The 13,657-nt window shown below is 58.2% G+C and carries 12 protein-coding genes; 9 read left to right on the forward strand and 3 right to left on the reverse strand.

Annotated features, from left to right (window positions below):
- Positions 1–141: 141 nt before the first annotated feature.
- From FEAC_RS04355 to FEAC_RS04385, 8 genes are read left to right on the forward strand one after another with little or no spacing between them, the layout of a single operon-like run.
- Positions 142–624 (forward strand): phage tail protein, encoded by a 483-nt coding sequence (locus FEAC_RS04355; RefSeq protein WP_035390800.1) that lies wholly within the window; start codon positions 142–144, stop codon positions 622–624.
- An 8-nt stretch (positions 625–632) separates the two neighbouring features.
- On the forward strand, positions 633–1,109 hold the full coding sequence (locus FEAC_RS04360) for a hypothetical protein (protein ID WP_035392494.1): 477 nt from the start codon (positions 633–635) through the stop codon (positions 1,107–1,109).
- Entirely contained in the window at positions 1,106–1,276 is a 171-nt protein-coding gene (locus tag FEAC_RS15775) for a DUF6760 family protein (RefSeq protein WP_169741728.1), read from the forward strand. The genes FEAC_RS04360 and FEAC_RS15775 overlap by 4 nt, the downstream gene beginning before the upstream one ends.
- Positions 1,276–1,752: a phage tail protein gene (locus FEAC_RS04365; protein WP_035392495.1), complete on the forward strand. Its 477-nt coding sequence runs from the start codon at positions 1,276–1,278 to the stop codon at positions 1,750–1,752. Before FEAC_RS15775 ends, FEAC_RS04365 begins: the two co-directional genes overlap by 1 nt.
- Complete coding sequence (locus tag FEAC_RS04370) at positions 1,749–4,751, forward strand: eCIS core domain-containing protein (protein WP_035392498.1); 3,003 nt, start codon at positions 1,749–1,751, stop codon at positions 4,749–4,751. The genes FEAC_RS04365 and FEAC_RS04370 overlap by 4 nt, the downstream gene beginning before the upstream one ends.
- 43 nt (positions 4,752–4,794) lie before the next feature.
- Positions 4,795–5,226: a GPW/gp25 family protein gene (locus FEAC_RS04375; protein WP_035392591.1), complete on the forward strand. Its 432-nt coding sequence runs from the start codon at positions 4,795–4,797 to the stop codon at positions 5,224–5,226.
- Positions 5,226–7,175: a putative baseplate assembly protein gene (locus FEAC_RS04380; protein WP_035392500.1), complete on the forward strand. Its 1,950-nt coding sequence runs from the start codon at positions 5,226–5,228 to the stop codon at positions 7,173–7,175. Before FEAC_RS04375 ends, FEAC_RS04380 begins: the two co-directional genes overlap by 1 nt.
- A gap of 11 nt (positions 7,176–7,186) precedes the next feature.
- Positions 7,187–7,708, forward strand: a complete 522-nt coding sequence (locus tag FEAC_RS04385; RefSeq protein WP_035392593.1) for a phage tail protein — start codon at positions 7,187–7,189, stop codon at positions 7,706–7,708.
- Between the two features lie 246 nt (positions 7,709–7,954).
- Here the strand turns inward: FEAC_RS04385 and FEAC_RS04390 are convergent, their stop codons facing one another.
- The 3 genes from FEAC_RS04390 to FEAC_RS04400 are packed head-to-tail and all read right to left on the reverse strand — an operon-like array spanning position 7,955 to position 11,357.
- On the reverse strand, positions 7,955–9,106 hold the full coding sequence (locus FEAC_RS04390; protein WP_052565553.1) for an amidohydrolase family protein: 1,152 nt from the start codon (positions 9,104–9,106) through the stop codon (positions 7,955–7,957).
- A 5-nt stretch (positions 9,107–9,111) separates the two neighbouring features.
- A complete protein-coding gene (locus tag FEAC_RS04395) occupies positions 9,112–9,999 on the reverse strand; it encodes a MurR/RpiR family transcriptional regulator (RefSeq protein ID WP_052565556.1) in 888 nt (295 codons plus the stop codon).
- Entirely contained in the window at positions 9,999–11,357 is a 1,359-nt protein-coding gene (locus tag FEAC_RS04400) for a type I glutamate--ammonia ligase (protein WP_052565558.1), read from the reverse strand. The genes FEAC_RS04395 and FEAC_RS04400 overlap by 1 nt, the downstream gene beginning before the upstream one ends.
- Before the next feature lie 164 nt (positions 11,358–11,521).
- On the opposite strand from FEAC_RS04400, the gene FEAC_RS04405 reads away from it, so the two are divergent.
- Positions 11,522–13,039, forward strand: a complete 1,518-nt coding sequence (locus FEAC_RS04405) for an APC family permease (RefSeq protein WP_052565561.1) — start codon at positions 11,522–11,524, stop codon at positions 13,037–13,039.
- Positions 13,040–13,657: the final 618 nt, after the last annotated feature.

The following is a 13,657-nucleotide window of genomic DNA, read 5'->3' on the forward strand; positions in this document are numbered from 1 at the left end:
AACCCACCCGCCTCCATCGATGAGGGCCGCCTCGTCGTCGAGGTCGGTATCGCACCGGTAAAGCCCGCTGAGTTCGTCATCTTCCGTATTAGCCAACAAAAGCAAGTAGCCAGCTAACCAAAGGACTAGGAGAGTACCCATATGGCACAGTTCAACCTGTTAAAGAACGACCCGTTAACGACGACCAACTTCTACATCGAGATCGACAGTGCATTCGTCACCAACGTCACCAGCGTTGATGGTCTAAACGTAGAGATCGAGGTCGCTGACTTCAACGAGCGCACCCAGAAGGGTCAGCTCGTCCAACACAAAGTGATGAGTAAGCCAAAGTGGAATGGTGAACTCACCATGAAGCGGATCGCTCCTCTTGATTCTGCCAACGACGACATCTGGAAGTGGTTCAACGACCTACGCACCAAGGGCATGACCGCCACCACCCGTACCAAGCCTCGTCGTCACGGCTCTGTAGTAGTCTATGACTCCGCTCTCACCGAGACCGCACGTTGGAACTTCTACGATGCCTGGCCCTCCAAGATCGAGTTCGCCAGCCTAGAGGCCTCCGCCAACGACGTCGCAGTAGAGACGATCACCCTCCAGTACGAGAAGCTCGAGCGAAAGAAGTAAGACCACCAGTGAAGACCCAATACGAATTCCTCCTCCCCCGTGGCTACATCGATGAGGCTGGGGGAGTGCATAGACGAGGGGTTATGCGATTGGCTACAGCCCGAGACGAGCTAGAGCCACTCCGTGACCCTACGATCTCGGGACCCGATGACCCACGGCTAACCATTCTCGTACTTGCACGGGTGATCGAGAGTCTTGGTGATCTCCAGCTCGTGACGGCACATGAGATTCAAGACCTATTCGCAGTTGACCTCGCCTACCTGCAGGATTTTTACGGTGTCATAAACTTTGGCTCTGAGGAGGACATTGAGGCGCTGTTGGCCGCCCAAGAGCAGGTGCAGAGACCTCGCACCGTGGAGGAGCAGCCGACTCCACCGACTGCCCCGGTGGCTGAAGAGGAGAGTTCAGAGGAGGAGCTAGCGCGGCCCGTTAGGGCTGGGGGCCGACGGGCGGCGATTGAGGAGATTCCTCAAACGGGACGATGAAGCACTATCCGATCGAGGCGCTCTGGCAGGAGCTGATTTATCTGGCCTACCATCTTCACTGGAACCTAGATCAGCTCATCGACTTAGAACATGCGGATAGAGCCAGACTTGTTCAGGGCGTTGCTGCGTTAAATGCGAGAGCTTGGGATGAGGTGAGACAACTCTAATGGTGACAACATCTGGTTTTAGTGGACATGTACCTGACTCGTCGAGCTTCCTTCTCGAGGTTGACGGGACGCAGATTGGGATGTTTGCAGAGGTCTCCGGGCTTGAGGTGACTGTCGAGGTCGCCACCTATGCAGAGGGAGGCGAGAACCAGTTTGTCCACAAGTTGCCCGGCCGGATGCATTGGCCCAATATCGTGCTTCGACGAGGTATCTGTGAGTCAGATGCCCTCTTCGCGTGGGTAGGAAAATCCTCGGGTGTTGGCTTTGCGTCTAATAAGAACAAGTTGGGGACCAGCACCGCCGCGATCACCCTGATCGGGTCGGACGGCAAGCGGCTACGCGCATGGGAGGTAACCGGTGCGTTTGCTGTGCGTTGGGTCGGTCCACAGCTGGCGGTCACTGCAGCCGGACAGCCCGCCATGGAGGAGATTGAGTTGGCCCATCAGGGCTTCAAGTCAAAGACTTTCAAGCCATGAGGCAAGACGGAGTTACCCAACCGGGCATCATTGCTCACGGGGTCGATCAGCGTTTTCGTTGGCACCAGCGACTAGTAAAGCGGCCATTGCCAACTGTGGGCAAACTCGCGCACGGCAGTGCTCGGTTCTCCTCGCTCATCGGTCGTCCACTATCGATGCACTCGGTGTTTCGGCCGACGCATGTTGCCGATGCTAGGAGTGTGCCTGACCTCCCAAGAGTGGTAGGTCATCCGTACCTGCAGCTGTGGCGAGCGCGAACGTTGACCGAGGAGCGAGACGCCACAGATAGAGCCGCTGCCGAGCGAGACGTCACAGAGCGAGTTGTGACAGAGAGAGCCGCTGAGGAGATGCGGGCACGATCAGCAGGCATACTCCCGCGAGTCACTCGAGGTGTCCAGGACGGATTTGCACCCGGTTCAGGTCTCCTTCGACTACAGCGTGACGTTCTCCCGGTCCGTTTGTTGCCCGATGTGGCGGCGGTAGGACCGGTGTTGACGGCCAGGGAGCATACGTATGCCATTAGAGAGGCTCAAAGAAGGCCGAGATCCTCGTCTGTCCAGCAGCGACGATTCCGTCCACCTGCACTCACAGACTTTGACATCCCAAGAGAGCGGCCTGCGACCGGCGAGGCTCAGCGCCCAGGTGAACAACAGCGACGAGATGAACAACAGCGACGAGATAAGGAACCGGCTCTTCCTCAGCTGAGCGCAGTAGATGTCGCTCACGCACCCTCGGTGAACGCGGTGGATTTGGCTCACGCCCCTTCAGTCCAGCCTCCTTTCGCCCCCGATGCTCAGGGGAGATCTGAAGATGGCGGGGTGTCACCAGCGAGTGGCGAGGTAGTCAACCGGAGTTTGGAGACTCAGGATCTGCCAGCTGAAGGCGGAGGATCCAATGGGCCCGATGGAAGCCCTCGGCCAACTATCGATGATCAGCAGCCGGGTCTTGGCCTCGCATCAGCTGGTGCTGGTGCAGTGGAACCTCCCCATGGTGGCGGTTCGGGCTCTGGACCCACGCTTGCCCGATCGCCAGAGGATGAACTCCTTGCCCTCTCCATGCTCCTTCTCGGTGGCCTCGGCTCCTCATTTCTACAGGTCCAAGCAGCGCGAGATGGAGCGGAGCACATCGACAGAGTCGGACCATTCTGGCAGTACTCCAGCCAGTTTCCACGCACTAGCTTTGCGCGCGGTGCTGACAACCTGGGGGTAGTCGGTGCTCGCTTGCGCGTAGGAGCCTCTCGCACCCGACGTGAAGATAACTATCGAGAGACTGGACCTACCTACACCCGTCTTGAGCGAACAAGCGCTGGCCGCCAGCGGACTGGCGACTCCTACCCGGGTACTCATGAGGATCGTAGCGTCAAGGACTTCATCGCGTCGGCCATGCGACCGTGGTCGCCCAAACCATCCGGCGACCAACTTCGGTCACAGTTAGCTGGCTCGGCCCTGGGCTACCCGCCGTCGGGAACGAGTACTAACCCTCAGGCCGCAGGAGTGGTCGCGGCCGAGGCGAGATCTCACCCAAAAGGTAGCTCATCGAGCAAGCACCATCTTCGCGATGTTCGTGACTCTGATGGGCACGAAAGCTCACAGATCGTACTACACACGCCTGGAGCTACCGCTGGCCTGCATCTCGGTATGCGGCGGCTCCGAACGTCGGCTGGCTTGACGCCGAGCGTCGGTGCTCACCCCAGATTTTTGCAGAGGTTGGGCACGACAGGGCGTGGTTCTCGTGGACAGATCTTGCGTCACTCGGGTTTTGGGACTTGGCTCGGAGGCGATTCGTTAACAGAACCTGACCTATCCGGGTTTGGCGTGCTCAGAGGAGCCCCCACTATCGGAGACACCGGGGCCAGCGACTCAAGACTGACCTCGGGCCTACGCCGGATTCGACCTGGGTCGACATCGATCGCTCGCCGACTGAGTGAGGAGTCAAAGCAGTCTTATGCTCGAGAGCGCAATCCGATGACCGAGGGGATGAGGCGGCAGACCGACTTTGTTGAGGCGCTGGGTGGCAGGGTTAGCGATGCTGCACGGCCATTGCCCGCAGCGCTTGAACCGCTGGCCAAGGCGTTGGGGATCACCCGACCAGTCAAGATTCGCACTGGTCCTTCGACCGCTAGCGCGCTGAGTCGAGCCGGAAGACCAGCAGCCACCTACGGCGGCGTGATCCATCTGCAGCGCGATCCGGATCTCTCTCCGGCCTCAGTTGAACTCGTTGCCCATGAGTTGGTTCATGCCGCCGAGGAGCCGAAGTCTGTAGCCAGTGGACCGCGTTTTTTTCGCGACGACCGCCTCGACAGCGAAGAGAGCAGGGCGCGCATGGTGGGATCGCTGGCGGCTGGAATGGTTGGAGAGAGTGCGATGGACACTCGTGGACGTCGGGGGGCATTTACGGGGATCGCGAACCTGGATAGATTGCCGGTAATAGGGCGACATCGGGTGCCAATGTCTCCTGTTGAGCCAACTCGATCGACAGTCGAGGTTGGTCGTGGTGTGCCAGTACCAGGACAACAGCCAGAGGACGACTCCTCCAAGGCGCTTCGGGCGCTCTTTGATCGGTTTCGTGGTGCCGAAGCCGGTGGCTCTACAACCGGAGGAGCGAGCTCGCCCACAGCGGGGATGCCGCCGGCTCCTCCATTTGGGGCGATGAATCCGGCTCCATCACTACCAGGGTCTTCACAATCTGTGGCTTCTTGGTCACCTCTACTCCCGGCACCGATGCACGCTGAACCGCTGTCGTCAACAGCGCTACCCCCGAGAGCGGTGCCTCCGATCCCATTGGTCGCCCACCGCTCACCCTTGGCTGGTGTTGTGGAGCCTCATGGCATTCGTTCAACTCAAGGAGATCATGCAGTGAATTATGAGTCTCATGTAGTCGATTCATCATCGGCACCAAGGGCCGAGGAGTTTCTTGACTGGCTCGTCGAACAGGTTGAGCGCCGGGTTCTGCGCGAGATGGAGGCACAGGGTCGTCGGCACATGCCGGATGTCCTATGAGCTGGCTGATTTACCACCTCCCAACAGAATGCGTGCCATCAAGATGAGTGATGAGCGTGATCGGCTAGCCTCGGAGGACCCGTCATTTGTTGGTCGAGGCTTTCAGTTCCCGATGGGAGTTGATGCTCGTGGCGGCATCGCGATGTCCGAAGGAGGGCTAGCTACAGATAGCGCTATACGCGTCATCTTGTCGACAGCACCAAGCGAGCGCGTTATGCGACCTGCTTTTGGCTGCAAGATCTGGGAGCTACTCTTCGAGCCGGTGAACGCCAACACGCTAGGTCTGATGGCGCAAGCGGTGCGCGAGTCGATTGCACAGTGGGAGCCGAGAGTAGAGGTCGAGGATGTGAGCGTTCAACAGGATGCGAATGAGGCGAGTCTCGTGCATATACACGTTCGTTACCAGATGAGGGCTACCAACGATCGCCGCAACCTCGTCTACCCCTTCTATACCATCCCCAGAGAGGAGAGCTGATGACGCTACCAACCCCGGAACTTGATGATCGGAGGTTCCAGGATATCGTCGATGAGGCGAAGCGTCTGATCCCTAGATACTGCCCGGAGTGGACTAACCATAACGTCTCTGATCCGGGAGTCGCGTTGATTGAACTCTTCGCATGGATGAGCGAATCCGTACTCTACCGTATCAACCAAGTCCCTGACAGACTCTACACTAAGTTCCTCGATCTGGTGGGGATCACCCCGTTTCCACCTGCGGTAGCACGAACTGACCTGATCTTCTGGCTCTCGGCCGCGCTTGACCAGGAGGTTGTGGTGCCATCGGGAACCTCCGTCGCCACCATGCCGGGGATTAATCAAGCCGAGGTGCTCTTCTCAACCATCGAGGACTTGGTGATCCGACCTCCACGATTGATTGCAGCCAAGGTCACGATGGCAGGTAGCGATGAACAGGTGATTGATGTCTGGAATGACCTGCGCTACGAGGATGGAACGGTTCGATGTTTCCGCTCTGAGCCTCCCGCCGAAGGTGACGCGACCTACTTCGGTTTTGCGAATCCGCTTGGAGGTTCGGTCATCCGCCTCGATATTGGGGCATCGATAGAGGGGATTGGGGTTGACCCTTCAGATCCGCCACTCCTGTGGGAGGCATTTGTCGGAGAGGCGTGGGTCCCGATGTCGGTGCGTTCGGATACGACCGGTGGTCTCAACCGCGATGGTGCGATCGTTCTCGCGTGTCCACGTGTTATGACCGCCATCACCTTTGGAGGCGCAAGGGCATACTGGATCAGAGTTCGATTGCTTCCGACGCGCCCGAATCAATCGGGATACCGAGCCTCGCCACTCATCTCCTCGCTACGCGTCGATACCCTCGGCGGGACCGTCGTGGCAGAACACGCGAGTTTGGCGAGCAGAGAACGACTTGGAAGAAGTGACGGGAGTCCGAGTCAACAGCTCCGTCTCCAACATTTTCCGGTCTTGCCGCTCCGCGAGGGCGAGTCGCTTTGGGTGACTACAACCGAGGGTGCGCAGATGTGGAGCCGAGTGGATGATTTTGCCTCCTCGGGGCCAACGGATAGACACTACGTACTCGACCTGGCGACCGGTGTGGTGAGCTTTGGACCGAGGATTCGTTATCCCGACGGCTCCATTCGCCAACACGGGGAGATCCCCGCTGATGGGGCTGAGATCGCGATGGAGAGCTACCGCTATGGGGGCGGTGCGATCGGTAACGTTGGCGCCGATACGCTCACAGTGTTACGAAGATCAGTCGCCTATATCGATAGGGTATCAAATCCTGTAGCCTCAACCGGAGGTGTGGATGCCGAGTCTCCGGCGAATGCGAAGCTGCGTGGACCTATGACGCTACGCGCTGGCCAGAGGGCGGTGACGGCGTTCGATTTTGAGCGACTGACGATGGAGGCATCTGCAGAGGTAGCTAGGGTTCGATGTTACCCCCCGACGTTGGTGGGAGACCCGGTGCGCCTACTGGTGGTCCCGCGGTTACTTGGAAGACCAGAGGATCATAAGCTCGATGACTTTCAACTATCGGATCCGCTGGTGGAGACGATCTCGTCTTACTTGGAGCCTCGGCGGATGATCGGGACGACCGTCGATATCTCAACCCCTTTCTATCAGGGAGTCACGGTTGCAGCGTTAGTTCGCGCCTTCCCAGGCCGTCCAGTCACGATAGTTCAGCAACGAGTGCTTGACCTTATCTATGGACTATTGGATCCTTTCGTTGGCGGGCCGAGCCAGGATGGCTGGCCGTTTGATGCTGACGTTAACGCATCTTTCCTGGCAGAACAGCTAGAGGCGGTCGACGGAGTGGAACGAGTTGAAGAGGTATTGCTTTTTGAGGCTGACTTGCGCACCGGGCTTCGCAAAGGGCGCGGACGTGAGATCCTCCAGCTCGATGCTCAATCGTTGTTTCTGTCGTTGAACCATCAAGTAGTGGTTCGTTAGGTACCGCCACGATGCGACGAGACAATTGGTTACTCAACCAGCTGCCGATGGGTATGGCCGATGATGATTTCTTCGTCCGGTTTGTGTCAATCTTCCAGGAGCTTTCCACCACCTTTCTCGAGGATGCTGACACCATCGATTACATCGTCGATCCGACCGTTGCTCCGGTTCCACTGCTGCCCTGGCTAGCCTCTTGGCTCGGAGTGTCGTGGATAGACTCATCGCTCCCAGAATCTGACCAACGCCGGCTCCTCCACCATCTAAGCGAAGCCTTCGGTTGGCGAGGTACGGTCCGCGGTCTGAGGACGGTGCTCGAGGCGGTCACCGGAGCTCCAGTGACCATCGAGGAGACCGGCGGAGTACGTCGACACCGGGATGAGCCCTGTCCGACACCCTCTGTTCGGATTCGGACGGCATCGACTGGATGGTTGAGTGACCGCAACTTTGTAGAGCTCGTCCAAGACGAGCTACCTGTGTCGGTCGTCTTTCAACTCGAGGTTAGCGGTCGTCAACTGTGGCCGAGAGATAGCTGAACGATTCGCCGTCACCCACTCGACGCCGTTGAGCTCGAGCGCCTGTCTAATTGGGTGTCGCCCCTCGTGTGTGGTGTGTGCTTCTTGCCTAACATGAGCTTTTCTGTCATTTCTATCTTGGTCGGTCTTCTCACATTTCGGGTGGATCACATAGGGTTCACCACTCCAAAGGAGATTGGAGTTTGCGAACACGACTCGCCACTTACCTCTGAGGAGGTTAGTGTCCTTGCGCAACTGACGCGAGGTCTAGGTTGTTGGTAACCGGTACACGGTCTTGGCCGTCTCTCTTCCCATCAGTGTCGCAAGCCGAAGGGCGGTATCGAGTGATAGGTAGTCGTCTTCGACCAGCAAGGTGAGATGGTCGGTAAGCGATCGCCGAAACTGGAGTGCACCAAGGTAGTTGAGTTCAGCGAGGCCAAAGGCGTCGGAGGAGTAGAGAAGCTTTGCATACGGCGCTAGCTCCAGCGTCTCACTCAAAATCTCGCTAGCACGCGGCCCAACAAAATTGAGTGCGAGTCCTAGGTCCAAGTAGACGTTCGGGTAGTCATGGGCGAGGAGTGCAGCTTCGCGGTGATAGGGATAACAGTGGAGCAGACAGATCGGTGTCTCAAGTCGAAGCGCAAACTCAATCAAATTTTGAAGATGACCAGGATGTCCGGTGGCCAGACGCACGTCGGGGTCGCCGATGCCGATATGAAACTGGACCGGCAAGCGGGTGATCTCGATCGCGGTAATGACGAGGTAGCTGATGACCGTCGGATCGGTAAGGCGAAGAGGCCGTTGTTGGAGCTGATGACCAAGTGCGAAGAGCACCTCTGCACGCGATGGGTGGGTTCCAGCGAGATCGAGTCCACATCGATAGGCGGCGACCGACTTGAGACCAACGACGTTCGGATCAAGGTTTGCAAGCAGCTCTGGCCAGGCTTGCAGGAACTGTTCAGGTGAGTCGGTCGCAGCAAGCAGCTCCTCGGCTCGAGTCTCGATGCGGGCGATCTCATGGACTCTCGCCGGGCTTAGCTTTGAGAGTTCCTCGAGATTGACAAGATCGTCGGGATGAAAACCGGTATCGACGAGAAGGTCGCTCACCCCTGCTGCGGCAAGCGACTTACTGATCAGATCACGGGGAGCGATCGATCGTCGCGCCTCTAAGTAGGCCTCCCTGGAGACAGGAGGATCTAGCCCCAACAACGGCCCAGCCCAGCGGAGGGTGGCGAGCCCAAGGTTGGAGTCAAAGGTTGTGGTGCGTGCCGCTCGCGCGTCGGGGGACTCGGTTAGATGGTCCTCGACCTGTTGATCTGTCAGTGGGGTGGAGAAGAGGCTATGGCAGTGGTGATCGATGAGTGCTAGCTCGTCGATGGCTGCGCTTAGCTCTTCGTGCTGAGAGTGGGGAGTTGGCAATGTCGTCAACCCTGTCCGCGGTAGGAGCCGATGATGCGTTGGTCATCTTCGAGGATTTTGGCACTCAGCTTCTCGTACTTAGCCAGCCGATCAGCGGCCGGACCACCGAGACGCTTCGCTACCAGGGTGAGCAGTGCCTCGATGAGCGCAAATGATGGGGTCAAGGCATCGAAGACCCCTGACGTGCTGATCGCTGAGGTCAAGACGACATCGGCGTTCTTGGCTGCGGGCGAGAGGTAGGGGTCGGTGACGAGGAGTACGGTAGCACCTGCAGCCTTGGCGACCTCGACAAAGCGAATGGTATCGGGCTGGTAGCGGCGGTAGTCGAAGGCCACTACTACCGAGTGGTCATCGACGTCTAGGAGCAGGTTGATGCGCTCACCTGCTGAGGGGCGTGCTACTCGGACGTGGGGCCTGAGCACCTGCAGTGACCACGAAAGGTGTTGGGCGAGTACGTGTGATATCCGCCCGCCAATCGGGATGATCTCTCGGTTTAGGTCACAGAGATGCTGGAGAAACTGTTCGAGCTCGTTCGGGTTTACCGAGACAAAGCTTCTTGTGACTGCGTCAAGCAGCTCTGATTCGGAGCTGCCGAGCAGCGTGATTGGGGCGAGGTTATCGGATGGTCCAATGCGCTCAAGCGGAGAGGCGAGGCGGGTACTGATCTCGATCTGGAGCTGTTCACGCATCTGGGCGATGTTCTTGAAGCCAAGTTTTGCGACGAAGCGGACGATGGTAGGCGCACTCACGCCGGCAGCCTCGGCTATCGCCGGGATGCCGGCCAGTCCCGAGACCGGGTAGTCCTCCAGAAGGAGTCTGGCGATCTTGCGCTCTGACTTGGTTAGCGAGTCGAGTTGGCCTCGGATGATCTCGGCGACGGTAGCCTCCATCATTAGTAGACCCACCGCGTCTCGGCCACGATCTGTTCGGGAGAGGCGGAGGCAAAGTGTGCGAGTTCGGCCTTGCGTACCGCGATGAAGGCCTCTGCGAGCTCGGGACCCATCGCATCTAGCAGAGGAGCGAGTGTCCACAGCTTGGCGACCGACTCGTCGAGTGACTGAGGGAGGCGAACAGCATCAGCGATGCCGGCCGGATCTGATGCCATCGGATCTGGTAACGGTGGTCCGCCATCCAGACTGGCGTAGAGTCCGGCGAGCAGTGCCCCTGCTACTAGGTATGGGTTGGCACTCTGATCGAAGCACTTGATCTCTAGATTGGCGTTGTGGGCGCTAACGAGTTTGGACTCCGCTACCAGCCTGAGGGCGGCCTCGCGGTTCTCGATACCCCAGCATTGGAAGGCGCCAGCCCAGTGGCTCGGCACTAGTCGGAGATAGCTCGCAGGCGAGGGTGCGCCGATCGCAAGGAGTCCGGGGAGCCAGTCCAACAGAGTGGCGATGGCGGCAGCACCGGTCTTAGTGAGTCCTCCTGGTCCGTCTCCACCTCCGAAGATCGGTAGGTTGTCCTTGGTCGCACTCATGTGAACATGACCGCCGTTGCCGACGCCATTCACCTCGGCGACGGGAGCGAATGAAGTTGAGAAGCCGAAGGCGCGACCAGTTGAACGGATGATCGTCTTGGCAAGCAGCAGCCGATCGACGGCAGCCAACGGAGCCAAGGCGGGGAGTGAGATCTCGAACTGACCGGGGGCATACTCAGGATGAAACTGTTCAACTAAGAGACCAGCCGACCTCAGGTTAACAAGCAGTGTACGCGAGTAGTCGGCGACATCGACGATCCGGGTGAGGCCATAGGCGGAGCCGTCGGTGGCCGGTACGAAGCTTCCATCGGTCGCCTTCGAGATCGCCCACTCGATCTCAAAGCCCATCTTTACGGTTACATCCTGTTCTCCTAAGCGAGCGAGCTGGCGACGCAGGAAGCCGCGGGAGCAGTTGGGGTGGGGCTTGAGGAGTTGATCGAACCGGTCTACTGCGCCAAGGGCCCAGCCGGGCATCGGGGGGATGAGAGCGAGTGAATCGAGATCGAGAAAGAGGCGGAGATCACCCATGGGACCACCGGAGAACCTCGATTGAGTGATCTCGTCGTTGAAGAGGAAGGCATCAAAGACTGGTGACATCCCGACGCCGGTGCGAAGTGCGGAGTCAAGACCCTCAACCGGAATCGCCTTGACGCGAGCTATGCCGGCGTTATCGACGTAAGTCAGCGCGATTGCATCGATCTCGTGCTTGTGTAGTCTCGCCTCGGCGGCGTGCAGCTTGCCTTCATCGAGCAATGGCGGCTGTCCTTCAGTCATCGTCGGTCCCTTCTAGCTTCACCAGTCTAATGTTAACAAAAATACGTTATCTGAACCATCTGAATGTGCTAAAACATTAGTGCGCGACGGTTTAGAATCGTCGCCTCTATCCTATTCAAGAACTAGATGGCGAGCAGATCGAGGAACGTGAGAAGGAGGGGTATATGGCAGCTCAGGGAGGTCCAAAACTCGCCAAGAGCCTATCGTTGTGGCAGGTAGTAGGGGTTTCGGTAGCACTGATGGCACCCTCAATGGCCGCGAACATCAACCCACAGGGTTCGGTCGGAACCGTCGGGCGAGCGGTGCCGCTTACCTTCGTGATTGCGCTAGTCGGAGTGCTCTTTATCGCCTATGTCTTTGCACGACTCACGCAGCGCTTCCATCATTCAGGCTCGGTCTACGGATTTGTCGGCGCCACCCTTGGGCCGCGGGCTGGGGTGATCGCCGGGTGGTCTTTGATGGGAACCTATATCTTCTACGGACTCCTGACCGCCATGGCCTCGGCGATCTTCTTGACTGCGCTGCTCCAGAGTCTGTCGATCTGGTCATCCCCTCCTGGATGGGCGCCGTTCTTGGTGGCAGCGATTGAGCTGGTAGGGGTATGGTACTTGGCTATCAGGCCGGCCAAGAATGGAACCCGCGTGCTGCTTGGAACGGAGCTGACCACCGTCGCTCTGATCGTGATTCTCTCGGTGATAGTGCTGATCAAGCTGATAGTTGGGCATGGTCCCGAGGGTCAGCACTTTACGATGACAGTCTTTGAGCCCTCCCAGAGTGTTGGCTTCTCGGCGTTGTTCCTCGGCGTAGTCTTTGGTTTCCTCTCGTTCGCAGGGTTTGAGGCATCAGCAACGCTCGGTGAGGAGTCCAAGCACCCGCGTCGTGATATCCCTCGAGCCATCGTAGGCACTGCTATCTTTGGTGGCATCTACTTCATCTTCGTGACCGCCGTCGAGGTCATGGGATTTGGAACCAGCGCTCATCAACTCAGTACCTTCGCCAACTCTGGTTCACTCCTTGGAACACTCGGGTCGACCTATATTGCCTCCTGGCTTGGAAACGTGGTAACCCTCGGGACCGTTGTCTCCGCCTTCGGGTGTTCATTGGCCTCTACAGTAGGTGCCTCACGTCTTGCCTACTCACTATCTCGAGACTCGTTTGGGGAGAAGGGTATCGGAATCGTTAACGCCAAGACTGGAACCCCGCTGCGCGCAACCACTCTCGTCGTCGGCGTGATCTTGCTGATCTCGTGGATCTCAGCTCTCGCCTTTGGAGCTACAGCGTTCGATGAGTTTCTCTGGTTCGGAACCATCGGCACGCTGATCATCCTGTTTGCCTACCTGTTGGCGACTATCGGTGCTGTCGTGCTTCTCTTTTTCAAGGAACGTGGCTCCGTCTCCACTTGGGAGATCATCTTGCCGATTCTGGCCGGTGTCTTGATCGTCTACACCCTCTATCGCAACGTGATCCCTTATCCAACCGGAGCCTCTGCCTGGTTCCCAATCGTCTCCGGTGGTTGGATCATCGTCGGTGTCGTGATCATCCTCTCCGCGCCTAAGCTCGCAGCCAAGGTTGGTAACCGATTGACTCAGGCGGAGGGGCTTAGCCTATCGGCATCAGCGGACACAGCTGAGGAGCGCGGCCAACAGCGAGCGGAAGAGTCACCACCGGTTACGACTGACTGATCCCGTGGGTGAGTGAGCCGCATCTCTAGCTCAGGGAAGGATTCTTCGAGTTAATTGATTGACGACCGTCCTTGAGCTTCTCGAGGTGCAGAGGAACACTACAGACTCTATGAGTTGGAGCTTTGTCCTGTCTATCGGTGCGCGATGCTGTGCGAACGTGGTCGGATGCGTTTGTGGGCATTGCACGTATGCGGCAGTGGGGAATTGCCGCGACGGTGGATAGCGCAGCTAGCGCGGACAGGCGTTCAATCGAATCTAGATGGATTCCCAGAACTCGAAGAACCTGATGCCAGGGTCAGCAGCGACCTGGCTTGTCCGCTGAGGGATAACAGAGGAAGAGCCCTCCGACGTGGCCATGTCAGCTGGTTGCGACAACATCGATTAGCTCACTCCTATAGGTCGACCCATAGAGTGCGCGACAGACCTTGGTGCTGCCATCTCGAAAGCGACTGAATCGGCCGCGGGTATGGAGCTGAATTCCGTTCGTCGGACAGTGATTGTTCCGTTCGCTGAAATACTTGCCATCTCGTGTCAACGGCTTTAAACCTATAGTGCCAACGTATTTACGAGAAGGGGTAGCAACCCTAACCTCTCAGAGCGAGAAGCAAAATACCCCTG

This window comes from Ferrimicrobium acidiphilum DSM 19497 (assembly GCF_000949255.1).
In the GTDB taxonomy this organism is placed as follows: Bacteria; Actinomycetota; Acidimicrobiia; order Acidimicrobiales; family Acidimicrobiaceae; genus Ferrimicrobium; species Ferrimicrobium acidiphilum.

Excerpts from the sequence above, each read along its gene's own strand:
- FEAC_RS04355 (WP_035390800.1), top strand. The coding sequence starts at position 142 with ATGGCACAGTTCAACCTGTTAAAGAACGACCCGTTAACGACGACCAAC.
- FEAC_RS15775 (WP_169741728.1), top strand. The coding sequence starts at position 1,106 with ATGAAGCACTATCCGATCGAGGCGCTCTGGCAGGAGCTGATTTATCTG.
- FEAC_RS04365 (WP_035392495.1), top strand. The coding sequence starts at position 1,276 with ATGGTGACAACATCTGGTTTTAGTGGACATGTACCTGACTCGTCGAGC.
- FEAC_RS04370 (WP_035392498.1), top strand. The coding sequence starts at position 1,749 with ATGAGGCAAGACGGAGTTACCCAACCGGGCATCATTGCTCACGGGGTC.
- FEAC_RS04375 (WP_035392591.1), top strand. The coding sequence starts at position 4,795 with ATGAGTGATGAGCGTGATCGGCTAGCCTCGGAGGACCCGTCATTTGTT.
- FEAC_RS04380 (WP_035392500.1), top strand. The coding sequence starts at position 5,226 with ATGACGCTACCAACCCCGGAACTTGATGATCGGAGGTTCCAGGATATC.
- FEAC_RS04385 (WP_035392593.1), top strand. The coding sequence starts at position 7,187 with ATGCGACGAGACAATTGGTTACTCAACCAGCTGCCGATGGGTATGGCC.
- FEAC_RS04395 (WP_052565556.1), bottom strand. The coding sequence starts at position 9,999 with ATGATGGAGGCTACCGTCGCCGAGATCATCCGAGGCCAACTCGACTCG.
- FEAC_RS04400 (WP_052565558.1), bottom strand. The coding sequence starts at position 11,357 with ATGACTGAAGGACAGCCGCCATTGCTCGATGAAGGCAAGCTGCACGCC.
- FEAC_RS04405 (WP_052565561.1), top strand. The coding sequence starts at position 11,522 with ATGGCAGCTCAGGGAGGTCCAAAACTCGCCAAGAGCCTATCGTTGTGG.